The sequence below is a fragment of the Thalassotalea sp. Y01 genome, assembly GCF_012932945.1.
GTDB lineage: Bacteria > Pseudomonadota > Gammaproteobacteria > Enterobacterales > Alteromonadaceae > Thalassotalea_A.
The window spans coordinates 1-20118 of sequence record NZ_JABBXG010000016.1 but is presented as its reverse complement, the minus strand read 5'-3'; the positions used below and the strand labels follow the sequence as shown (position 1 = coordinate 20118).

The 20118-nt window shown below is 43.2% G+C and carries 16 protein-coding genes, 1 tRNA gene and 1 riboswitch; of the genes, 12 read left to right on the top strand and 5 right to left on the bottom strand.

All coding sequences use genetic code 11. From position 1 onward, the window contains the following. The 5 genes from HII16_RS16400 to ltaE all read left to right on the top strand — a co-directional run bounded on the left by HII16_RS16400 (window position 1) and on the right by ltaE (window position 6745). Entirely contained in the window at window positions 1-1668 is a 1668-nt protein-coding gene (locus HII16_RS16400; protein ID WP_248289658.1) for a cobyric acid synthase, read from the top strand. Continuing rightward, window positions 1665-2273, top strand: coding sequence for a cob(I)yrinic acid a,c-diamide adenosyltransferase (cobO, locus tag HII16_RS16395; protein WP_135439961.1), 609 nt, complete (start codon window positions 1665-1667; stop codon window positions 2271-2273). Before HII16_RS16400 ends, cobO begins: the two co-directional genes overlap by 4 nt. A gap of 26 nt (window positions 2274-2299) precedes the next feature. Then, window positions 2300-3253, top strand: a complete 954-nt coding sequence (locus tag HII16_RS16390; RefSeq protein ID WP_169131879.1) for a cobalamin-binding protein — start codon at window positions 2300-2302, stop codon at window positions 3251-3253. 40 nt (window positions 3254-3293) lie between these two features. Further along, window positions 3294-3466: riboswitch (cobalamin riboswitch) on the top strand. Between the two features lie 28 nt (window positions 3467-3494). Then, window positions 3495-5417 carry a TonB-dependent receptor gene (locus HII16_RS16385; protein WP_169131877.1) on the top strand — a complete coding sequence of 641 codons (1923 nt, stop codon included), beginning with the start codon at window positions 3495-3497 and terminating at the stop codon, window positions 5415-5417. A 305-nt stretch (window positions 5418-5722) separates the two neighbouring features. Further along, complete coding sequence (ltaE, locus tag HII16_RS16380; protein WP_211183548.1) at window positions 5723-6745, top strand: low-specificity L-threonine aldolase; 1023 nt, start codon at window positions 5723-5725, stop codon at window positions 6743-6745. Between the two features lie 75 nt (window positions 6746-6820). On the opposite strand, the gene astB is transcribed toward ltaE, so the two are convergent. Beyond that, entirely contained in the window at window positions 6821-8158 is a 1338-nt protein-coding gene (gene astB, locus HII16_RS16375) for an N-succinylarginine dihydrolase (protein WP_169131875.1), read from the bottom strand. 342 nt (window positions 8159-8500) lie between these two features. On the opposite strand from astB, the gene HII16_RS16370 reads away from it, so the two are divergent. From HII16_RS16370 to HII16_RS16360, 3 genes are all read left to right on the top strand, one after another. Further along, the gene (locus tag HII16_RS16370; RefSeq protein ID WP_169131873.1) at window positions 8501-10228 is read left to right on the top strand and encodes an acetolactate synthase 3 large subunit; all 1728 of its coding nucleotides are present in this window, start codon (window positions 8501-8503) and stop codon (window positions 10226-10228) included. Continuing rightward, on the top strand, window positions 10228-10728 hold the full coding sequence (gene ilvN / locus HII16_RS16365; RefSeq protein ID WP_169131871.1) for an acetolactate synthase small subunit: 501 nt from the start codon (window positions 10228-10230) through the stop codon (window positions 10726-10728). Before HII16_RS16370 ends, ilvN begins: the two co-directional genes overlap by 1 nt. Window positions 10729-10904: 176 nt before the next feature. Further along, window positions 10905-11354, top strand: a complete 450-nt coding sequence (locus HII16_RS16360; protein ID WP_169131869.1) for a GNAT family N-acetyltransferase — start codon at window positions 10905-10907, stop codon at window positions 11352-11354. A 36-nt stretch (window positions 11355-11390) separates the two neighbouring features. Here the strand turns inward: HII16_RS16360 and HII16_RS16355 are convergent, their stop codons facing one another. Both HII16_RS16355 and HII16_RS16350 read right to left on the bottom strand, forming a co-directional pair. Beyond that, window positions 11391-12134, bottom strand: a complete 744-nt coding sequence (locus tag HII16_RS16355) for an SDR family NAD(P)-dependent oxidoreductase (protein ID WP_169131867.1) — start codon at window positions 12132-12134, stop codon at window positions 11391-11393. A gap of 6 nt (window positions 12135-12140) precedes the next feature. Then, a complete protein-coding gene (locus HII16_RS16350) occupies window positions 12141-12623 on the bottom strand; it encodes a DUF3429 domain-containing protein (RefSeq protein WP_169131865.1) in 483 nt (160 codons plus the stop codon). 130 nt (window positions 12624-12753) lie between these two features. On the opposite strand from HII16_RS16350, the gene HII16_RS16345 reads away from it, so the two are divergent. The 4 genes from HII16_RS16345 (at window position 12754) to HII16_RS16330 (ending at window position 18325) form a co-directional block, all read left to right on the top strand. Next, entirely contained in the window at window positions 12754-12987 is a 234-nt protein-coding gene (locus tag HII16_RS16345; protein ID WP_169131863.1) for a DUF6482 family protein, read from the top strand. Window positions 12988-13176: 189 nt separating this feature from the next. Then, window positions 13177-15294 (top strand): polyphosphate kinase 1, encoded by a 2118-nt coding sequence (ppk1, locus tag HII16_RS16340; protein ID WP_248289657.1) that lies wholly within the window; start codon window positions 13177-13179, stop codon window positions 15292-15294. Window positions 15295-15341: 47 nt separating this feature from the next. Further along, on the top strand, window positions 15342-16877 hold the full coding sequence (gene ppx / locus HII16_RS16335; RefSeq protein WP_169131861.1) for an exopolyphosphatase: 1536 nt from the start codon (window positions 15342-15344) through the stop codon (window positions 16875-16877). Window positions 16878-17692: 815 nt separating this feature from the next. Further along, window positions 17693-18325: a hypothetical protein gene (locus tag HII16_RS16330; protein WP_169131859.1), complete on the top strand. Its 633-nt coding sequence runs from the start codon at window positions 17693-17695 to the stop codon at window positions 18323-18325. A 182-nt stretch (window positions 18326-18507) separates the two neighbouring features. Here HII16_RS16330 and HII16_RS16325 read toward each other — a convergent pair whose 3' ends face one another. Both HII16_RS16325 and HII16_RS16320 read right to left on the bottom strand, forming a co-directional pair. Beyond that, on the bottom strand, window positions 18508-19824 hold the full coding sequence (locus tag HII16_RS16325; RefSeq protein ID WP_169131857.1) for an amino acid permease: 1317 nt from the start codon (window positions 19822-19824) through the stop codon (window positions 18508-18510). A gap of 218 nt (window positions 19825-20042) precedes the next feature. After that, a tRNA-Glu gene (locus tag HII16_RS16320) sits at window positions 20043-20118 on the bottom strand.

The following is a 20118-nucleotide window of genomic DNA, read 5'->3' as shown; positions in this document are numbered from 1 at the left end:
ATGAATAATAACCTCAACACAGCCAATACCGCTATGACAGTCATGGTTCAAGGCACCACATCAGATGCTGGAAAAACCACCTTAGTCGCTGCTTTGTGTCGCATATTTGCCAACAAAAAGCTCAGTGTTGCGCCATTTAAACCGCAAAATATGGCGCTAAATAGCGCGGTAACCGACGATGGCGGAGAGATTGGTCGTGCACAAGCAATGCAAGCTAACGCGGCACGAGTCGCGCCCCATACCGACTTTAATCCGATTTTATTAAAGCCACATTCCGACACCAAAGCGCAAATCATCGTTCATGGCAAAGCCTTATCCGCCATGCAAGCTACTACCTACCATGCCTACAAGCCTGAAGCGCTAAAGGCGGTCATGCAATCGCATCAACGTCTTTGTCAAACGTACCAATATATCTTTGTTGAGGGTGCCGGTAGTCCAGCTGAGATAAACCTTAGAGAAGGTGATATTGCCAATATGGGCTTTGCAGAAGCGGCAGATTGCCCAGTGATCATCATCGCTGATATCGATAAAGGCGGTGTCTTTGCGCATTTAGTAGGCACCTTAGATCTGCTTAGCCAAAGTGAGCAAGACCGAGTTGTCGGTTTTGTTATCAATCGTTTTCGTGGTGACATCAGTTTGCTGCAACCTGGGATTGATTGGCTTGAACAGCGCACTGGCAAGCCTGTACTGGGTGTACTGCCCTATTTATATGACTTACGGTTAAGTGATGAAGACGGCGTCAATGCGCAACAAAGCGTGTCGCAGAGTAATAAGCAAGACCGCATTAAAATTGTCGTGCCGGTATTACCTAGAATGAGTAATCACAGCGATTTCGATGTGTTGCGTTGGCAGGATAACGTCGAATTAATTTTTCACCAAGGCACTGATAAAGTTACTAGTACAGGCACTGACAACGACGTCACTGACGCTAATGCAAATCTTGCTAGTAGGCCATTGCCAGCCTGCGACCTGATCATTTTGCCGGGCAGTAAACACGTACAAGCCGATCTTAGCTTTCTCAGACAACAAGGTTGGCACCATAATATCAATCAACATTTGCGATACGGTGGCAAGGTCATTGGCATTTGTGGCGGCTTACAAATGCTGGGCTGCAATATAATGGATGCACATGGCGTCGAAAGCGATGTAAAACAGACAACAGGTTTAGGTTTGTTGGCGATTGACACCAGCTTATCTGCGCAAAAACAGCTCGCTAAGGTTGACTGCAACATAGAGTTTAATGGTCATAGCCTTGATGTCAGTGGCTATGAAATACATGCGGGTAAAAGTTGCTTGCAGGCAAGCAACCATGCAAACCCAACGAAGAGACTACACGTCACCGGCAAAAACCTAAACCAAGGTGCAGATGTTAGCGATGAGGTTGCCGATGCCTATACGAGCGAAGATGGGCAAATCATGGCCAGTTATCTGCACGGCATATTTGATCAACAACAGCCACGAAACGCCATACTAGAGTGGGTGAAACCCGATGCATGCGCCTCAACAAATGCGTCTAACAAGCAGCAAATTGAAGATCATAGCCTTGACTATTTAGCGCAGCAAGTAAGTCAACATCTCGATATTGACGCCCTACTCGCTGCCTGTACACGCTTTTATCAAAGCGCTAATCGCGCTCAGACAAATGAACAAAATGGAAATAACCCATGAGCAATAATGCCCAATCGCAACAACAAAAGCATCAGCAACGCCAAGCAAAACTAAAAGAGCAAGTTGATGAGCGTATCGCCAAAGCCACCATCGAAAAAGGTCTAGTGCTGGTGATAACCGGCAATGGTAAAGGCAAATCCACCTCAGGGTTTGGCACAGTCGCTCGTGCCGTTGGCCATGGTTTAAGCGCCAGTGTTGTGCAATTTATCAAAGGTGGATGGGAATGTGGCGAACGCAATTTATTGCAACAACATGGCGTTGATTTTCATGTTATGGCAACCGGCTTTACTTGGGAAACACAAAATAAAGAGCAAGATACGCAAGCGGCACAAGCAACTTGGTTAGCAGCGAAAAAGCTACTTGCAGACGACAGTATCGACATGGTTTTGCTCGATGAAATCACCTACATGATCAGCTATCACTACATTGATATTGACGAGGTAATTGAAGCCATTGAACAGCGTCCAGTTAACCAGCATGTAATCATCACCGGTCGTAACTGCCACAGACGCTTAATCGACTTAGCCGATACCGTCTCGGAAGTTCAGTCGGTCAAGCACGCCTTTGATAATGGCATCAAAGCGCAAGCCGGCTTGGATTGGTAAAATAGACAAACATAATGGATTTTCTGATGAGTAATAACACCGCTGGCTTGATAGGCTCATGTCAGTTGAAACTTAAACGAGCAATACAGATTGTCGCTGCATTCACCTGTTTGCTGCCTATCGCCGTCAATGCGTTGCCTGATCAGATATCCACCGATGCAAGGCTAGCTGATGATGTAAAAACCGGTCCGTCGATTCGAATTATCGCGCTTGCGCCACATATTGTTGAGATGCTCGACGATATAGGCGCTTATGAGCAAATCATTGCCGCATCAGAACATTCGGATCACCCTGCCAAAGCCAAACAATTGCCGCGTGTTGGCAATTACGCGAGGCTGAGCATTGAAAAAATTCTGTTATTGCAGCCGGATATCATTATCGCTTGGAAAACAGGTGTACCAATGAGCGACATTGAACAATTGCAAAAACATGGCTTAACAGTGGTGTACTCCGATCCTCGCCAGTTAGAAGATGTTGCCAAAGAATTTCAATGGTTGGGCAAGCTAACGGGTCGTCGTGACATTGCCGAACAAAAAGCCAAAGAATATCGTACTCGGCTGGCGGATTTGCGTCAGCAATACCAAGACAAACAGCGTATCAAAGTGTTTTATGAGCTTTGGCCAAAACCGTTAACCACCGTCGCAGGCAATGCATGGCCGCAACAACAATTGACGGTATGCGGAGCGACCAACCCATTTAAAGATGCGATTTCAGACTACCCGCAAATCAATCTTGAACAAGTGATTGTTGCCAACCCAAGCATTATTATCCAGCCCACATCGAGTCACGGTTTGGCCAGTGATGCCATAGATTGGCAACAATACAACAGCGTTCGTGCAGCACAGCACCTACAAATCATTCGACCTAATGCCGATATCTTACATCGTATGAGTTATCGCCTATTGGATGAATTGCAGAGTCTGTGCCAGCACATTGACGACAGTCGATTATATTATCGGCAACGTAAGCAGAATCATTAGTTCGCTATGATCTGCTATTAGGGAAAAGAGCCCAAGGAAGGAACATCAATCCCGCTTAAGTTTTCGAACCTAAACTAGGTAATCGAATGAAAAGGGAAACAGGTGACACCCGCACGGTATCGAGCCGTCGGAACAGTCCTGTGCTGCCCCCGCAACGGTAGTTGAATTTTATATTCAAAAGCCCGGAGACCGATTTAAGCGATATTTTCATAGGTGCGGTGGGCACCTGTAGTGAGGAAATATGAAAAATAATAAACGATTTACCGTAAGTAAACTGAGTTTGGCTTTAACCGCTGGTGTAACCGCATTTAGCAGCGCAGCACAACAGCAACAAGTTGATGAGCAAATGCTGGTCACAGCAAACAGAACAACACAGCAACAATTTACTGCACTATCTAGCGCGCAGATCATTACCAGCGAGCAAATCAGTCGATTGCAGGTTGAAAACGTTGCGGCATTGCTAGACACCGTTGCAGGTATTAATATCGCCAGCCAAGGTGGTGGCGGCCAAGTGCAATCTATTTTTACCCGTGGTGCCAACGCCAACCATACCTTGATTTTGGTTGATGGCGTGCGTGTAAATTCAGCGACATTAGGCTACACCAATATATCGACCATTAGTCCTGCGCAAATCGAGCGAATTGAAGTGGTTAAAGGCCCTCGCGCCGCACTTTGGGGCAGTGATGCCATCGGTGGTGTGATTCAAATTTTCAGCAAGCAATATGCTGCAGGCGAAGGGGCGATAAATATCAGTGCCGGTTCGCATAGTTACCAACACGCTGATGCGGCGATTGGTTTGGGCAATGAAACCCATCAATTAACCGTATCTGTTGCCGGTGAAGACAGCGATGGCTTTAACGCTTATAGCAGCGACCCTTACCCATATGACGTTAATGAGCCTGATGATGATGGGTACGACCGATTGTCAGCCAGCATAAATGGTAAATCTCAACTTAACCAAAGCTTCAGTGTTTCGCTCGTCGGTCGCATTGAAGAAGGCGGCAGTGAATACGACGCCAGTTATCCTGAAAGTCCTTGTTGGGACGATCCAACAAGTATTTGCCCAGCGTTTTATGCCAATGAACAAGAGCACGATAATTACAGCGTTAAAGTAGGCGGTGAATACGTGGGTGATCTGCTGACCACACAATTGAGCTACGGCAAGAGTCAAGACCAAGCAACCACTTTTGGTAATGGCATCAAGAAAAGCAATGGTGATGAAATCAAAACCGAGCGCGATCAGTTTAGTTTGATCAGTCTTTGGCAGGTAAACCCTAATGCCAGCCTGACCTTAGGTGGTGATTATTATGAAGAGCAGGTTTCAACCAACACGGACAAAGATCCGTGGACACCAGGATTTCAAGGTTGGGCAATTGATAAGCGCGATGTAGCCGCGGTATTTGTGCAGACTCAAATCAAACAAGAACAATGGCTTGCTGAAGCAGCATACCGTTATGATGACATTGAACACACAGGCAGTGAAAACACCTACAATGTCAGTCTCGGTTATCAAATTAATGCCAATACACTCGTGTCAGCAACGCGCAGTACAGGCTTTAAAGCGCCGTCGTTTAACGACCTTTATTGGCCGGGTTCGGGGAATCCAGACCTAAAGCCTGAGCAAGTAGACAGCAGCGAAATACTATTACGTCATCGTTTTTTATTTCCCTACCTGCAAGGTCAGTTTGAAGCGGTTGTGTTTGAATCAGACATTGAAGATTTAATCGCTTGGGCGCCAAATGAATTTGGATTGTGGCAGCCAGAAAACATCAATAATGCCAATATCAAAGGCGCTGAAGTATCGGCAATATTGGCAACCAACCTATTTACTCACACTGTCAGTTTTGCCTATATCGAAACCGAAGATGAAAGCACTGGCATAGAGTTGTTGCGTCGTCCTGAGAAAACCGCCAGTTATCAAATAGACTTTGATTGGCAGCAATTGATGTTAACCGCGTTGGTTAATTACCATGATGACAGTCAAGACTCTGCTGGAGAATTAGACTCTTTTGTGGTGGTCGATATCGCGGCAAGTTATCAGCTAACCGATGCCTTGTCGGTCAACGCCAAGTTTAACAATGTCTTTGATGAGGATTACCAAACGGTGATGAACTATCAAGCGGATGGCAGCAATTACAAAGTTGGATTAAGTTACCAATTCTAATTTAACGTTATCTAACCTCATATGCTCTTATTATGAGTTGATGTTCACTAGGCGCTTTTTTAAGCGCCTTTTTTATGCTCCTTGCATAATTTTTATTGTATCCCGAAAATATCATTACCTTGTTGCTAGCCAATGAGTAATCCACGGCAGATAAATTAGTACTTATCACTTAAATTCACTGTTCAATCCGTTCAAGCTCAGCAAAAATCAAGGCATTTGCAAATAGAATGCTCACCGACGTTGACATTAGCAGGACAGACCACTAACTTAGCGTGTAAATAACCCAACAGATATATTCATACAAGATGATAGATTTTCGTTCTGATACGGTAACCCGCCCTACCGACGCCATGAAACAAGCAATGACCAGCGCAGAATTGGGGGATGATGTTTATTCTGATGACCCAACCGTTAATGCATTTGAACAACGTATTGCCAAAATGGCTGGCTTTGAAGCGGCGATGATCGTCAATTCTGGTACGCAATCCAATTTATGTGCGCTACTTGCTCACTGTGCCCGCGGTGAAGAGTACATCACAGGTCAAGGCTATCATACTTATCTCTATGAAGCCGGTGGCGCAGCCGTGCTAGGCTCGGTGGTTCCTCAAACCGTTGTAGAACAACCAAGTGGTGAATTAGCCTTTGACGATATCAAGGCCGTTTTAAAGGACGATGACCAGCATTTTGCAATGAGCAAACTTTTGAGCTTAGAAAACACCCACTGCGGCAAAATTATTCCGGTGTCATACTTTCAACAAGCTCGTGAATTTGCCAACGATCATGGGCTGAGTATTCACCTAGACGGAGCCCGTATATTTAATGCCCTAACAGAGCTTAATATTGAACTGAGCGACATTTGCCAATATGTTGATTCGATCTCAATTTGCTTTTCTAAAGGCTTAGGAACGCCAATGGGCTCGGTATTATGTGGCAGCAAAGAACTGATTGCTCGTGCCCGCCGTATTCGCAAAATGGTCGGTGGCGGTACTCGTCAAGCGGGTATGATAGCGGCAGCCATGGATTATGCCTTAGACAACCATGTCACTCGCCTAAAAGATGACCATAACAACGCCAAAAAATTGGCCAGTTTGTTAGCTCAGGTTGATGGATTATCACCACGTCCATTACAAACCAATATGCTCTATGTCGATGTTGACCCAGCTATTAATGACGAATTGCTGTGTCAGTTATTGAAAGCGGAAGGTATTTTGATATCGCCGCGCAGCCCTTTGCGTATTGTCACCCATTTAGACATCAGTGAAGCCGACATTGTCTATACCGCGGACGCAATTAAAGATTGTTTGGCACTGATGCAAGCGACGACATGATAACGAATTAGACGTTATTAAAAACAAAAAACGCCACATTGATTGTGGCGTTTTTTATTGCATAAATAAAACGTTTTACTGCTGGAAACGGTACACAGAGCCGATTTTCAAAATTTGCGTTAATTCATCCAATGCCGCTCTTGATTCAAGCAACAACTGTGGATCACGCAAGTCATCAAAACTTAAGGTGTCACGATAATGCTTGTTCACCCATGTCGTTAATGTGCTGTATAAGCTCTCTGACATCAAACAATTAGGATTAACCGCGTTTAATTCCGCTTCATTCATAGCAATACGCAAACGCAGGCATGCTGGGCCACCACCGTTTTTCATACTTTCATTTACATCAAAGTATTTAACCTGTTTGATTGGTGTATTTTGCGTAATCAAGTCATCTAAGTAGGCTTTTACACTTGGATTATCATAACAGTGCATTGGTGCGATAATGGTCATATCACCATTAGGCAAGGTAATGATTTGTGTATTAAACAAGTAGGTCTTAACACAATCATCAACACTGACTTGATCCGTTGCCACTTTAATAAAGTGCACATCATCAGAGCCAAACTTTTGCTGAACTTCAGCTAAAAAAGCGTCGGTATTTAAAAACGCCTGCTCATGGTAGAACAACACATTTTGGTTACCGACACTGATAACGTCATTATGGAATACCCCCTGATCGATAACATCAGGGTTTTGCTGTACGTACACCACTTTGTCATCGCTCAATCCGTGTAGACGCGCGATCGCACGACTGGCTTCTAGCGTTTGACGCGCTGGAAACTTCTTGGGCGCTGGCATATTAGCGTTAAACGCGTATTTACCAAAGGTGAATATTTCAACACCTTGTTCGCCATAATTTGAACATAGACGCGTATGGTTCGCCGCACCTTCATCCCCAAAATGGTCATTGTCATTTAGGTGTAGGTGATGGGCAAAGTACTTATCATCAGCAAACACACTTTTAAGGATATTACCGGTTGTATCAGGCTCTAATGAACGATGGAACTTATTAGTCAGGTTAGCGGGTGTGAAATGCACTTTACCGTCTAAGGTATCACCTGATGGCGACACGGTACCCGCGTTAGCGGTCCACATGCTTGATGCACTGCAGCATGCTGATAATAGCGATGGTGCTTGTTTGTAGGCTTTTTCAAGCACATTAGCATCGGTACCTGAAAAACCTAAACGACGTAAGGAAAAAATATCAGGACGCTCTTGCGGTGCAAATACCCCTTGTACCATTCCTAAATCATGCAACGCTTTCATTTTTTGAAGGCCTTGTAATGCTGCACTCTTTGGACTGGACATGTCATTTGCGTTCGATTTTGACGCAACATTACCTTCTGACAAACCGGCATAATTGTGAGTTGGTCCTACCAATCCGTCAAAATTTGCTTCAAAACTTTTCATAAATCCCCGCGATATTTTTTCAATGTGGACGCTATTTTAGCGATTTTTACCACTTAGTAAATGACCAAAATGACTGATAGACCACTATTTTCAATGAATTGTAAAAATATTGTTGACAAGTTAGAGTAACTGCTTTAAATATAAATTAACTTTATCCAAATATTAATTATACGATGTTAAATCTTATTCTATTCATTATTCTCCTGATTGTCGTGGTGCTTGTACCAGGGCACGGGTTTTCAATGAATTAAGAAACATCGCATAAACATTCATTAAAACCCTCCGAGAACACTCCGAGGGTTTTTTTCGTTTTAGGGCAAAAAAAATTTAAAAGGCAGCACAATGAGTACAAAAGAGCTTTATTCAGGCGCAGTTTTATTGACCAAGTCGCTGGCCGAATTGGATGTTGAATTCATATTTGGTTACCCCGGCGGTTCGGTTTTGGATATCTATGATGCGATTTTCCAACAAGACAAAGTAAGTCATATCCTTGTGCGCCATGAACAAGCGGCAACGCATATGGCTGACGGTTACACCCGCGCCACAGGTAAAACGGGTGTCGTACTGGCAACATCAGGGCCTGGTAACACCAACTGTGTCACGGGTATCGCCAATGCCTATATGGACTCAATCCCTATGGTTGTGCTTGCAGGTCAAGTTGCATCTAACCTGATTGGCGGTGACGCGTTTCAGGAAACCGATATAGTCGGTTGCTCACGACCTATCGTTAAACACAGTTTTGCCTGCCGTGATGTTAATGAAATTCCAAATGTTTTAGCCAAGGCGTTTTACCTGGCTGAATCGGGTCGACCAGGTCCTGTGGTTATCGAGCTGCCAAAAGATATCCTCAACCCGGACATTAAGGTTGAGTACAAAATGAATAAAGACGTTAAAATCCGCTCTTATAATCCGACGGAAAAAGGTCACAGTAAGCAGATCAAAAAAGCGGTTGATACCATCATCAATGCCAAGCGTTTGGTGATTTATACCGGTGGCGGCATCATATTGTCCGATTGCTCCAACACCCTAACCGAATTAGTCGAACGCTTAAATGCGCCATGCACCAACACCTTAATGGGATTAGGCGGCATAAGTGGCCTGCACCCCAACTTTATCGGCATGCTTGGTATGCATGGTAGTGTTGAAGCGAATAAGGCGATGGCCAATTCGGACGTGATACTAGCCATTGGTGCGCGCTTTGATGACCGTGTTACCAACAAAGTGGAAAAGTTTTGCCCTAACTCAACCATTATTCATGTTGATATCGACCCAACGTCAATTTCAAAAACCGTTAATGCACACATTCCTATTGTTGGTTATGCCGATGTGGTAATTGACCAATTATTAAAACAGCTGGACGAAGTGGGTCATAAACCTGACAGCGATCATTTCGCCGACTGGTGGCAGGAAATTGAGCAATGGCGTCAATTGAATAGCTTTAGCTACGAAACGCACCCTGACAAAATCAAGCCACAACAGGTTGTCGAATCTGTTTATAAGCACACCAACGGTGATGCCTATGTGACGTCAGACGTTGGCCAGCATCAGATGTTTGCCGCGCAATACTACCCGTTTAAAGAACCACGTAAGTGGATTAACTCAGGTGGTTTGGGCACCATGGGATTTGGTTTCCCTGCAGCTATGGGTGTCAAGGTTGCCTTCCCTGAAGCAGACGTGGTGTGTGTGACCGGTGATGGCTCAATTCAAATGAACATTCAGGAATTAGCTACGTGTCTGCAATATAACATTCCCGTTGTTATTGTCGCTTTGAATAACCGCTCGCTAGGTATGGTACGACAATGGCAAGACATGATATATGGTGGTCGCCACTCACAATCGTATATGGAGTCTTTACCAGACTTTGTCAAACTGGTGGAGGCGTATGGCCACGTCGGAATGCAAGTTAATCACCCGGATGAATTAGATGCGGCCATGGAGAAAGCATTTTCAATGAAAAATCGTTTGGTCTTTGTTGACGTATTGGTTGACGAAACGGAACACGTTTACCCTATGCAAATGCGTTTTGGCGCTGTTGATGATATGTGGTTGAAGAAAGGAGAAAAAGTATAATGCGACGTATTTTATCTGTATTACTGGAAAATGAACCAGGTGCGTTGTCGCGTATCGTCGGCCTTTTTTCACAACGAGCGTTTAATATTGACAGCCTTAATGTGGCACAAACTGACGATGCCACTTTATCTCGCATCACCATTACCACCTATGGTGATGATCAAGTGTTGGAGCAAATTACCAAACAAGTTAATAAGCTTGTTGATGTATTACGCGTATCGGATTTAACCGATCGTCAGCACATTGAACGTGAAATCGCGTTAGTTAAAGTATTGGCGATGAACCCTAAAACCCGTACCGAAGTAAAGCGACTGAGTGAGATTTTCCGTGCCGACATTATTGATGTGGGCAAGCAAATCTATACCGTGCAAATAACCGGTGATGACGACAAAATATCATCGTTTATTGACATTTTAAAAAATGAGACGGAAATCATTGAAGTGGTTCGTTCAGGTACCGTTGGTATCGCCCGTGGTGAAAAAGCGTTGCGCGGTAAATAAGCTGCCGTGCCCCCATAAACCGTTGAGCGACGAACCTTAACAACTGACTAACGGCACAAGCAAAGATTTGCGAGATAGATCGCAATGAACATTTGCGGTGCCGTTTTGCTTTTACTAATTTTGTTTTAGCTATTTTTCTTGTATCAATTTTATGTGTATTTAAGGGGCTGCTAAGTATGAGTAATTCAAGGTTAGCTAGTACTGAAATAGCGAGCAATAAAATAGTTAGCGCAATCAAATCAGAAAAGAAACACATCAAACGTTTTTATAAAACACAACGTTATTCGGCAGGATTTCTTGGTGACGATGTGTGTTATCTGCTTAAAGATGAGTCTGAACAAATCATTGCCTCTGTGCTGGTCTCCTTTGCCGGCAGTACACCGTTTTTACATGGCCTCGTGGTTGCTAGTCATTATCAACATCGGGGCATAGCGAATCGATTATTGCAACATTGTCGAGCTCATCACCAGCCGTTAACCTGCTTTGCCGTGACCAGTCTTAAAGCCCTTTATCAGCAAAATGGTTTTCATCAGCTAAACACAGCCGATGTCGATGTAAAATTATTAGCACGTTATAAAGCCTATCAAGCTAAACAGGCCACTCTTGCTATCTATGGCGCAAGCTAGACATTTAAGGCACGAACAAAGCATCTAGGGCACGAACTAAAACGCAATCTCTTTGCCCTGCCAGTCAACGTAGGATAACTCTCCATCATTTTCAAGCGCCTCAGTTACCAGCAAACACGAACGCGCCACATACTCAGGAGTAAACAACTTACCCTGCGGGACATTTTTTTGGAACGGCTTAGACAAAGGTGTATCCGTCGTACCAGGATGAAATGCGATGATTTTGCAATCCTTGGCTCGACGTTTCAGTTCAATAGTTGCGGTTTTTAGCAGCATATTTAACGCAGCTTTTGAGCTGCGATAACCATACCACCCGCCCAAACGATTATCTTCGATACTGCCGACTCGTGCCGAGAACACCGTGATGCGGCAACGACATTGCTTGTCTAAGCGGCTGATAACAGCCGATACGAACATAAAAGGGGTAATGGTATTGGTATGGTACAAGCTGGCTAATTGGCTGGCATTAACGTCTTCAATGCGCTTTTCAGGCATAACCTGTTGGCTATGCAATACCCCATTAAAGATAAATACCTGTGTAACGTGTTGCCACTTGCTACCCATTACACGGTCACAATCGCTGAGCACCCGGTCAATATCTGTTGGCGAATAATCACATATTAGCTGAGTCACTCGTGTATCGCGCAACTCGTTTACGGGACTCTGCTTTGAACTAATTAATAATAAATGTACTTGCTCTGACGCCAGCAGTTGTTTGCACATCGCTTGCGCAATACTCGATGACGCGCCAATTAAAATGGCGTATTTCGTTAAACTCATAACCGCTTACCCTTGTGCAAAGCTGGCAACAGCTAAATGACAAGCAAGAACCACCATAGATAGTCGCCAACGCATTTTTTGGTAGGTTTGATAACCGTCTATGAGGCTGCTGTCGTCAACAAAATTACGCAGGCGATTTTCACTGATCACTAGCGCCACATACATGCTGCTGTAGATTGCCATTCGTACCGTAAGATCAGTAAATACCGGTAGCGCGGATACCAACCAAACAATGATCATCACTAAATTAGCAATAATGAGTAAGGTTTTACCACTGCCCAAGCTTTTACCGATTAACGTTTCCGCCCACAACGCACCGCACAAAAATACCAATATCAATGCGCTGTAGTGCTCAAACAAGGGCAATAAAAATTCGCTATTAAGCTCCTTGTTCGCGCTGAACACGAGAAAGGCGCTAAGTAGGACAAATGGCGCAAGTCCTGCATAACCGAGAACGATGGCGAGGTGATGTTTACTTTTATCAGTCATTCGAAACGTTTTGCCCATAAATACCATTTTAGGATATACGCAGAATATTGTAGCTAAGATCCCGTGATCTATACTGTGACTATCGGCGTATTGTTTTACACATCTTAAAAAGCCGAGGTGAGGCAGCATTATGGATTTAACCATCAAGTCATTCGAAGGCAACATTTATCTGATTACTGAAGACGGAGCTATTGTCACCGGCAAAGACAATAACCCACGTCGTTTTGATTCGATCAGCGAAATAAAAGAGTTCTACCGCGGCAACATGCCAGACAGGGTATCGTTAGAGCAGCACACCCCTTATGATGAAATGTGCGGGTTGCAGTCAAGCACCGAGCCTTTAACTCTGCGGCTACAATGGTAAAACCCTGACCATAACATATTGATACAAAACCATTCTTTGAGGTTTTATCAATCTTATCCTACAGTTTAAGAATGCAGATTACATTGCTGTTGTCTGCGTTTTATTACGCGAAATCGCCCCATATACGCCACTGTCACACGACTGTCATATTTGGTTCTTACAATAAAAAATTAGAGAAATTTATCTGCAATGTTTGCCGAATTTATGTCATCACACTATTTTTCAAGAGATTTAAGCTGGCTGTCGTTTAATGAACGGGTTTTACAAGAAGCCCAGGACACCTCAAACCCAAGCATCGAGCGTTTGCGCTTTTTAGGCATATTTTCTAACAACCAAGATGAGTTTTTTCGTGTAAAAGTCTCTGACATTAAACGTAATGCGTTGCTTAAAAAGGCAGAAGGTGACACTACCGCAGTCACACAATATCAAGCCTTAGTCGATGAGATTCAAGAAAAAGTACTCGAGTTTAATATCGCCTTTAACAACACTTATGACGACATTTGTCGTGGTTTGCAAAAAGAAGGCTTGGCTATCATCGATCAAGGCCAGCTGTCTGAGTTCCATAAACACTGGCTGAAGGACTATTTTGATGACAAGATACTGCGTTTTATTCAACCCCTAATTGTCAACAAGAACGCCGACTTCAAAAATCTCATTGAGGATCACATCACCTATTTATTTGTTGAAATTCAAAATCAAGACCAACGTCAATATGCCGCTATTGACGTTCCAATTCATGACACAGATCGTTTTGTATTATTACCGAAAGAAAAAGACAGTAACGTGCAAAACATCATCTTATTAGACGATATTATTTGCTTTGTGTTACCCCGTATATTCAATGGTTTATTTGACTTTGATGAGCTTAATGCGTACTCGTTTAAAATCACCCGCGATGCCGAGTATTACCTCAGTGAAGAAGACATTGATGATTCTATCTTGATGAAGATGTCCAAAGGTATTAAGCAACGTCTGCACGCTGAGCCGGTGCGCGTTGTGCGCGACCAAAACATGCCATTAAGAATGGAAAAGAAACTGAAGAAGTTATTAGGATTTACCTCTTATGACTCAACATTGCCAGGCAGTCGTTATCGTAACTTTCGCGATTTTATAGGTTTTCCAACGGTAGGAAAAACCAAATTATGTTACCCCAAATGGCCAGCGCTGGACTGCTATGATTTTACCAAGCATCAAACCGTGTTTGAGGCGATCAGCGAAAAAGACATTCTTTTGCATTATCCCTATCACAAATTCCATCATTTTAAAGAATTTGTGCGTCAAGCTTCCTACGATCCGAAAGTCACCTCCATTAAATTGAATATCTATCGTGTTGCAGCCAATTCTCAGGTCATTGGCAGTTTATTGGATGCGGTACGTAACGGTAAGAAAGTGACGGTTAATGTTGAGCTTAGAGCCCGCTTCGATGAGAGTAATAACATCGAGTGGTCTAAGCGTATGACCGATGCAGGTATTAAAGTTCTGTTTGGCATCCCCTCATTAAAAGTGCACTCAAAGTTATGCCTAATCAACCGTCAAGAAGATGGCCAGATAGTTAAGTACGCGCAAATCAGCACTGGTAACTTTAATGAAAAAACCGCGAAGATATACACCGATTTTGCTTATTTCACCAAAAAACAACAAATCGCCGAAGAAGTTGATAACGTCTTTAAGTTTATAGAACACAGCTATCGACAATTTGACTTTGATCATTTGCTACTCAGCCCGATTAATCAGCGCAAACATATCAATCGTTTGATTCAAAATGAAATCATAAATGCCAAGGCCAGTATTCCGGCGCAAATCACCTTAAAACTGAATAACCTTGTCGACAGAAAGCTTATCGATAAATTGTACGAGGCGAATAACGCCGGGGTTAAAGTGAAAATGTTGATCCGCGGTATGTGCTCTTTAATCCCTGGCATTAAAGGGTTGAGCGAGAATATTGAAGTGTTCAGCGTCATTGATAGATACCTAGAGCATTCTCGAGTGATGATCTTTCATGCCAATGGCGCCAACAAAGTATATATAAGCTCTGCCGACTGGATGACGCGAAACATTGAAGATAGGGTTGAGGTGAGCGTTCCTATTTACGAAGAAGAACTCAAACAACAAATTCTCGACATGGTCGAACTAGGTTTTAACGATAACAGTAAGGCGAGAATCATTAATGCTGCGCAAGATAACCCATATGTTAAACGTGGCAACAATAAAAAGATCGCCTCGCAGCAGCAAACCTACCTGTATTTAAAAGCGCTAGAACAAGCTAAATTAGCGAATAATTTGCAAGATCAGGGCAGTAACGATTAATCTTTAAGTCAGTAAGTTAAACATTACGAGACAATACATCATAATTCATGGCTGATAATACTGATACTGCACATTCAGGCAATGGTTTAGAACCTCAAACTATTGCGGTGGTCGATCTTGGCTCTAATAGCTTTCATTTGGTATTGGCCAGAATTGTTGAACAAGACGTGCAAATACTGCTTCGCGAAAAAATAAAGGTTAGGCTGGCCAAAGGCTTAGATGATGATCTCATACTCAATGAAGAAGCGATGGAAAGAGGCTTACAGACCTTAGAAATATTTTCCCACACCCTTAATGGCTTTCATCCCGATCACGTTAAAATTCTTGCTACCTATACCCTAAGAACCGCTAAAAATCGTAATGAATTTATCAACCGAGCTAAATTGGTGTTGCCCTACCCGATTAAATTGGTCAGTGGTCAAGAAGAAGCGCGCTTGATATACAATGGTGTCGCTCACAGCATGCACTTTGCTGGCAAGCGATTGGTTATTGATATTGGTGGTGGTTCTACCGAATTCGCCCTTGGTCAGCACTTTGAACCATTAGCATTATCGAGCCGAAATGTTGGCTGCGTGAATCTGACACAGCAATTTTTCGCTGACGGCAAGATCAGCGAAAAACGGTTCGATAAAGCGGTGCTAAAAGTTGAGCGCGAATTACAGCCAATCGTTAAACGTTACCGTCATATTGGCTGGCAAGCTTGTATTGGTACCTCAGGTACTGCATCGGCACTGTTAGAAGCAGGACGTGCCAATGAGCTATGCGAGGACACGTTAACCCTCAAAGCACTTAAAAAGCTGAAGAAGAAACTATTGGCATATGATGATTTTGAGAGTATTGATTTAGCCGGTATATCAGAAGATCGAAAAGGCGTTATAGTCTCTGGCTTAGCAGTAATGTTGGCTGCGTTCGAGATGTTACAAATAGACGAACTTGAATACAATGATAAAGCTCTGCGTGAAGGTGCATTGTATGAAATGGAAGATCAACTCGAACATGATGATATACGCGAACGCAGCGTTGACAGTTTGATATCGCGCATGAGTGTCGATCTGCAGCATTCTGAGCGAGTGTACCAAACAAGCCAAATATTGTGTCAGCAAATCAATAACAATTGGACTTTAAAAAGTATCCCTGACTTTAAAAAGGTATTGCACTGGGCGGCAAAACTGCATGAAATCGGGTTACACATCAATTCATCTGGCACCAACAAACATTCCGCCTATATTGTTGCCAATTCCGGTCTCCCGGGATTTTCACAAGAGAAGCAACAACTGCTGACCTTGCTTTTGCGGTTTCATCGCAAAAAAATAAAACATGAAGAGTTTGCCGATTTCACCCTATTTAAAGTCAAAGACGTATATCGAATTTTAGCGATATTTAGATTGGCAGTACTGCTTAATCAAAAGCGCCAGGATGACTTTTTGCCAGAGTTAATCGTCAATGCCGATAAAGAGCAGCTTAACCTAGTCTTTGCGGATAACTGGATGGATGATAAAAGCTTGCTGTATGCAAACCTATTGGCTGAACAAGAGCATTTACGTGCACTGGACATTGAATTGCGCATCAACGAACCATGCTGATTACCGCCGTATAGCTAACCCTGTTTTCATCCTTTATGAGCGCCGTTATTCCTTATGGGCATCGTGTGGAAGTTTGACCGGTTTACACAAGTAACCTTTGGTGTGAGAAGACCGAGCGCAGTCTCTACAAATGAACCGGGGTTTATCAACGATGTGCCATAGCTCATGCAAATGCTTTTCGACTTCCTTTTTTTTCCATTTGCACAGTGATTTAACCATGTGTAGCCCCGATTATCATATCTACTTATTCAGTCTAATACGAAAAACCGAAAAGCCATAGGTATCGGCGTCGAAATGCTCGCTAAACCAACATTTTTACCGATGTAGCACATCGTCATTGCACATATTTAGCAAAACAAAGAGTTATAACCGCTCAATTAAGCAAATTTTTTAGTGCTTGTAGGAATGCCGCTCAGCTATTAGTTGCCAATAAAGTCTGTGATAACGGTCTTACTATTAGTAACCAATATTAGTAACTAACCTTCACAATTTGCTTATGCTGATCAGCATAGTCAGACCAACCCGTTTAGAGCGTGTTACGGTTTGGGATAGATTTAGTTTGCTTACATGTCTCAAAGAGCTACTCGCCCTGCCCTCGAGGCTATTTTATTTGCCCATATTTGCAATAATCGCAACTTAATTTGGCTATTTTATTCATATAAACAATAAACCGAAACATTCATTGCATAGCAACCACTATTTTGCACAAATAAACAATTTTTAACATTCAAAACTGTTCACATCACTATGTAAGTTTGCTAGTTTGATTGCGGGTTACAAATTAAAACAAATTTCGCTAATAAATATACCTAATTATGACGTTCTCAGATTGTTTAAAATCACTGGCAATTATCTCTGCGCTTGCGCTGTGCCAACCTGTTGCTGCCAAGGACAGTGTTGATTTGCAGATCAAGCAAGAATATACCGTAAGCATCATTGATGCAGCAGCTAGCCAAATCAATGTCGGTGATAAGTCAACAGCAGAGCGTTCGCATATGGATATGTTTGATGATGCCATGCAAGCAGCAGAACAATCCGTATTCGCCTTTACCACCAATGTTAAAAACTACTTTAGCGAACGTTTTGCCGCGATTAAGCGACATTGTCTAGGTGAAGAGCAACAATTGCAGTTTATGGTTATTGCCAATACCCAAAATCATCAGCTGGCGCTCTTTGAACAGGGCAATAACAACAATATATTCTCTGATAACATTGACCAAATCACCAACAGCGCTTTATTACCATTACCTTTGCCTTCATCATCAAGCCCTGCACAAGCAGCCTATAACCTACCATTAGGGATTGATTCAGAATTTACAGTGCAACCTAGCATTAACGATAACTTTGAAGTCATTTACGGATTCGACAAACTAGATAACCCACACGCTGAAACCTCGGCGTTTAAACAAGAACTGGGTTTTGAAATTGGTTTTCGCTCAAGCCTTTAATCACAAATTATTTGCCACAAAGGTTAACGCGTTGCCACTAGTGATAGCAGCGTGGCTGCGGTGTCTAAAACTTACTTAACGGATGCAGCAGGAATCAATGAGTAAGCATTAAAACACCTCATAGAATTACTAAATAGAATTACTAAATAGAATTACTTAGCAAAATTAGCAAATGCAGCCACTTATTCAATCACCTTGGCAAGTTCTTTCTTTTTTTCGAGCTTCATCAAAACGTACACTGGTAACCCCGCGATCAAGAGAACACAGCCCCAAAAAATGGCATCAAAGCCGGTATTAATAATGATCCAAGTAGAAAACACTATGGCAAATAATGATGTGATACCTGAGGCAAAAGTGAGTCTGTGACTGGCTTTACCGGTACACAACATTAGGGCGTGAACTATGGTGCATACTAAATACGGCAGTAAACTGGTTAACGTTGATAATAAAATAACAAAGGTAAACTGCTCGACCAGATTGTCACTGGCATTCATTAATACCAAGCACGAAACTAAAACAGACGACAGCACAATAGCAAACGCTGGAACACCGTTTCGTGAGAGCTTTGCAAACGCCTTAGGGAGCAAGTGATCATTTGCTGCAGCCATTGGTACTTGACCAACCACCAATGTCCAACCGTTTAGCGTACCAAAACACGACACCACAGCAATAAACGCCACTAAGTAATACGCCCATTGCCCAAACAGTAATGCTGCAGCATCAGCAAATGGCGCATTCGATAGTGCTAACGTCTCAGGCGCAATCAAGCCTAATACGGCAAAGGTGCTTGGAATATAAATACATGCAGAAATTAAAGTCCCTAACAGCGCCGCTTTAGGTACGGTTTGTTCAGCGTTTTCCACTTCATCATCGGGTATATTGGCCGATTCGAGCCCTAAAAAGGCCCACATTGTCAGTGCCGCTACCGAAGATACCGCTGAAAACGTGCTGTCACCGGTGAGGTTAAACGGTTCAAAATGCTCTGTTTGCATAAAAAACACGCCAACTAGTGCAACAGCAATCAATGGCACTATCTTTACAATGGTGGTAAACAGTTGAACCCGCCCGGCTTCTTTGATACCCAGCAAATTAATGCCAACCAATATCCAAACAAAGCCTAACGTTGCCAAGGTGGCGATTAATGTATCGCTTGCTAATACTGGTAGAAATACAGAAAGGTAACTGACCAAAGCAATCGCTATCGCAGCATTAGCGGTGACAATACAGAACCAATAACCCCAAGCAACCAAATAGCCCATAAGATCGCCAAATTGATGTTGAGCGTACTTATAGGGGCCACCAGAGCCGCGAATCTTGCGTGCTAAACTGGCAAAGACATAGGCAAGAGATAAGGCGCCAAGCGCCGAAATGATCCAGCCAAACAAACTGATGCCACCAAACCCTGCTAATGCAGCCGGTAAAAGAAAGATACCGCTACCGACCATGTTGCCGGTTACTAAAGAGGTGGTGGTCCAAAAACCAAGTTTTGCGTTTGCCATGAAAGGCCTTTTATTGTTGTTTCCACTAACCTATCGATAATACAGGCTAAAGGCAATCATTTATCCGTTTAATTTACCGCAAAACTAATGGCAGCCTACGAACGTAACTATTTTGACTGTAATATGAGACATCTAAAAGAGAGAGTGAAAACGCAGAATTTATTGAATTTTAGATGCAAAAAAGCCGGCATAAAGCCGGCTTTAAGCACTTAAAAAAGTGGCATCCCGTAGGGGATTCGAACCCCTGTTACCGCCGTGAAAGGGCGGTGTCCTAGGCCTCTAGACGAACGGGAC